This window comes from Streptomyces sp. NPDC094143, assembly GCF_040303825.1.
Lineage (GTDB): Bacteria > Actinomycetota > Actinomycetes > Streptomycetales > Streptomycetaceae > Streptomyces.
Genome location: NZ_JBEOTZ010000102.1, coordinates 1 through 3,520, shown reverse-complemented (window position 1 = coordinate 3,520; position 3,520 = coordinate 1). Strand labels below are relative to the sequence as shown.

Here is a 3,520-nt window from a genome sequence, read left to right as displayed (position 1 = left end):
CGCCACCACAGTCGGCGAGTCCCCCACGTATGACCGGCGGAAACGTACCGGGCCCGGACCCGAGACCTGGCCATCGGCAATGGTGGCGTGGCCGTCGTGCCGCTATGGCATCTGCGGCCTGGTTGTGCTGCGGAGCCGAAGTGGGACGGATTTCGAGCTCTCGTCTCCGTCGACGCGGGCTCTACAGACGCACTTCCACAATCACCTGCCCCCGTCTTGCCGTCCCGGTCGGTCAGCGGCGAGAATCCACTTGCTGCGGATCAGTCACAAGCACTACGTCGGCTGTCAAGGGCTGCCCTCTTCAGCCCGCTTGGTTGCCCTGCTTGCGTGCCTTTCGGTCAAGGCGAGCAGCAGCAGGGACAGACTGGCCAGCACCATGAGCACGATTCCCACGACCACATCGATCACCTGGGCGCCGTCAAACACCTCGGTGTTCTGCGTGCTGATGACCCACGGCGAGGCGATCATCCAGGCCCCGGCCGCCAGCACCACCAGATCAGGCCACTTGCCGGGGTAGCGGAAGAATCGGGAGAGGGCGATGAAAAACACGATCATCCCGACACCCAGTTCGTTGCGATGTGCATCTTTTGCGGTGTCCGGGTAGCCCACGATCCACGGCGCGACGAACAACACCACTGCGCCCAGAAGCATCAGCAGCCCGATGATCTGTTGCCTTTGCGCCCGCATCAAAAACTGATCGGAGGGATTCCTCTTGGGCCGGGCAGTTCCCGGCTTGTGCGCTGTTGCCATGCCACACCTCCGCCATTTACGGCCGGGTACCCATCGCCTCGGGGGCCAGATCCTCGTTGCCCGTGTTGATGAACTCGACGAAACGGTTCATCACTGACTCGGTGGACTGCGATGGCATCTTGCTGTGCCTCTCCGGAGACGTTGGAACGGGTACCAGCGAGCGTAACATCGAATCGATGTGCACATCGAATCGATGTTCTCGTGCGAAGATGGACTCATGCTGGAACTCGCGATACTCGGCTTCCTCGCCGAGGGACCCCTGCCTGGACACGAGCTGCGCCGCCGCATCTCACAGCTGACCGGCTATACGCGGCCGGTCAGTGACGGCAGCCTGTATCCGGCGATCAATCGCCTGACCAGGGCGGGCTTGATCGAGCGGCGCGCCGACCCGGCCGCGGGGGCGGCCCGGTACGTGCTCAGTCTGACCGCGGCCGGACGGGCCGAAATGCTTCAACGCCTGCGCAAGCCGGCCGACCACGAGATCACCGACTTCACCCGGTTCTACGTCGTCCTGGCCTTCCTCTCCCACCTCCCCGACGTGGCCGAACAGCACGCGGTGCTGCGCAGACGGCTGGAGTTCCTGGAGGAACCGGCGAGCTTCTTCTACGACAACGATCGGCCGTTGCGTGCCGAGGAGATCACCGACCCCTACCGGCGGGGCATGCTGCTCACCGCCCGCGCCACCAGCCGCGCCGAGCGGACCTGGCTGCGCGAGGCCCTCGGGGAGAAGGCGCCCGCATTCGACACCGCATGCGCCGACAGCGATCCGCATGCGCCCGCCGCTCCCGCGAGCTGACTGTCCACGGAGGTACCCCCATGCTTGCTTCCTGGTATGACGACCAGGGACCCGCCGCCGATGTCCTGCACGTCGGTGAACTCCCTGATCCCGTCCCCGGCCCCGGCGAGGTCCGCGTCCGCGTCACCGTCTCGGGCGTCAACCCCGGCGACACCAAGAAACGGCGCGGCTGGCTCGGCTCGTCCATGCCCTTCCCGCGGGTGATCCCGCACAGCGACGGCGCCGGAGTCATCGACGCCGTGGGCGCCCCAGTCGACGCCCGCCGCGTCGGACAGCGGGTCTGGGTATACGGCGCTCAGTCCTACCGCCCCTTCGGCACAGCCGCCCAGTACACCGTCGTACCCGACCACCAAGCCGTACCTCTGCCAGATCATCTGAGTGATGAGCTGGGGGCGAGCCTCGGCATCCCCGGCATCACTGCCCACCGCACCGTCTTCGCCGACGGCCCGGTCGACGGCCAACTGGTCCTGGTCCACGGAGTTCTCGGCGGCGTCGGCTCCCTGGCCGCCCAGCTCGCCCACTGGGCCGGCGCGACTGTGATCGCGACCGTACGCCGAACCGCGGACCTCAGCCGCGTCGACGCGGCCGTCGTCTCCCACGCCGTCGCCCTGGATACCGGCGACCCCGCCGCGGCCATCCGCTCGTACGCGCCGCGGGGCGTCGACCGGATCATCGAGGTCGCGCTGTCCGACAACGTCGATCTCGACAACGCCGTCGCCGCCAACAACGCCGTCATCGCCGCCTACGCCACCGGCGCGGACCGCACGGAGATCCCCTTCTGGCCTCTGCTGTTCAACAACGTCACCCTGCGGCTGCTCGGCAGCGACGATTTCCCCGCCGAGGCCAGGCGCCAGGCCGCCCGCGACCTCACCTCCGCCGCCGCCGTCGGCGCCCTCACCGTCGCCGTCGGCGACTGTCACCCGCTGGACGACATCGCCAAGGCCCACGACCACGTCGACGCCGGCGGTGGCCACGGCCGCATCCTGGTCACCATCCCCCAATAGCCCAGACTCGGAACACTGCCCTGCTCAACTGCCTAACCCTGCGGGGCGGCCCGTCGCGCTGCCAAGTATCAGGACCAGTTCCCGCCGGCGAGGGTGGCCCAGCGTTCGGCTGTCTTGGGGTGGATTCCGATCAGGTCGGCGATGACCATGGGCGGCAGGAAATTCCACCGGCAACCGGTTCACCGGCGAGCGCTTCGAGAAAGCCACGAACGTGACCCTCAAATCAGTGGTGTTCCGCTCTTTCGGACAGGACCTGAAGACCGCCGACACCTACATCGAGATGACCTCCCGCCTGACCGAACGTCCTCCTGGGCCTGGCCGTCCTCGCCATCCGCAACCGCGTCAAACGCTGACTGCCCTGACCCTTCCTGGCCTTCGTCGCCGTCGCAGCAGCCCTCATCGGACATCGCCACCCGGCATGCTGAGGCGCGAGGTCAGTCCGTCGGGGTCAATGGGTCCGGTCGGGACAACGCCTCGGACAGTGACAGCCCGTCCCTCGCGGCAACGATCCGACGCGCCCGCAGTTCGGCTCGGGTGCGCGGGCGGTACTTGGGCTCCTTGCCACACCCGCAGACCGATAGCCCCTCGTAGCGGAGCCCTTCACCCAACACCGCAGCCGCCACAGACCAGCCACGGACATCACGCCTGGGCGGCGGAGCGAAGTCATGACCAGCGCAAATGAGGGGCTGAGAACAGTTTGGGCACACGTGCTCGCGCAGCGGATGGGCATCCTGCTTGAAGCTGACACGGCACGAGACACACGCGTAGTGCAGCTTGTAGTAGGTCATGGCGTAGAAGCACACCGGGTCACCGTACCGAGCAGATCTCCAAGCGGACCACCCGTTTCGAGCAGCCGACAGTCCGCCATCAGAAACGGTGTCTTAGACGGTGTCCTATGTGGTGATCGCTCGTTGGTCCGTTCATGGGGCGGGGTACGTGGAGTTGGATTGTTCCGGACGGCTTGTGGGAG

3 protein-coding genes and 1 pseudogene are annotated in these 3,520 nt (G+C 66.9%); 3 read left to right on the top strand and 1 reads right to left on the bottom strand.

Translation table 11 applies throughout. The features are described 5' to 3' along the window. Nucleotides 1-285: 285 nt before the first annotated feature. Complete coding sequence (locus tag ABTZ58_RS39815) at nucleotides 286-750, bottom strand: SPW repeat protein (protein ID WP_351368333.1); 465 nt, start codon at nucleotides 748-750, stop codon at nucleotides 286-288. Between the two features lie 217 nt (nucleotides 751-967). Between ABTZ58_RS39815 and ABTZ58_RS39810 the strand changes: the two genes are divergently transcribed. The 3 genes and pseudogenes from ABTZ58_RS39810 to ABTZ58_RS39800 all read left to right on the top strand — a co-directional run. Continuing rightward, nucleotides 968-1,546 carry a PadR family transcriptional regulator gene (locus tag ABTZ58_RS39810; protein ID WP_351368330.1) on the top strand — a complete coding sequence of 193 codons (579 nt, stop codon included), beginning with the start codon at nucleotides 968-970 and terminating at the stop codon, nucleotides 1,544-1,546. Between the two features lie 20 nt (nucleotides 1,547-1,566). Beyond that, nucleotides 1,567-2,550 (top strand): NADPH:quinone reductase, encoded by a 984-nt coding sequence (locus ABTZ58_RS39805; protein ID WP_351368327.1) that lies wholly within the window; start codon nucleotides 1,567-1,569, stop codon nucleotides 2,548-2,550. 160 nt (nucleotides 2,551-2,710) lie between these two features. Further along, nucleotides 2,711-2,903 (top strand): annotated as a pseudogene (locus ABTZ58_RS39800) (hypothetical protein); the annotation flags it as partial. Between the last annotated feature and the right edge of the window lie 617 nt (nucleotides 2,904-3,520).

What these genes read in the sequence shown, in the direction of transcription:
- ABTZ58_RS39815 (WP_351368333.1), bottom strand. Translation starts at nt 750, where the DNA reads ATGGCAACAGCGCACAAGCCGGGAACTGCCCGGCCCAAGAGGAATCCC.
- ABTZ58_RS39810 (WP_351368330.1), top strand. Translation starts at nt 968, where the DNA reads ATGCTGGAACTCGCGATACTCGGCTTCCTCGCCGAGGGACCCCTGCCT.
- ABTZ58_RS39805 (WP_351368327.1), top strand. Translation starts at nt 1,567, where the DNA reads ATGCTTGCTTCCTGGTATGACGACCAGGGACCCGCCGCCGATGTCCTG.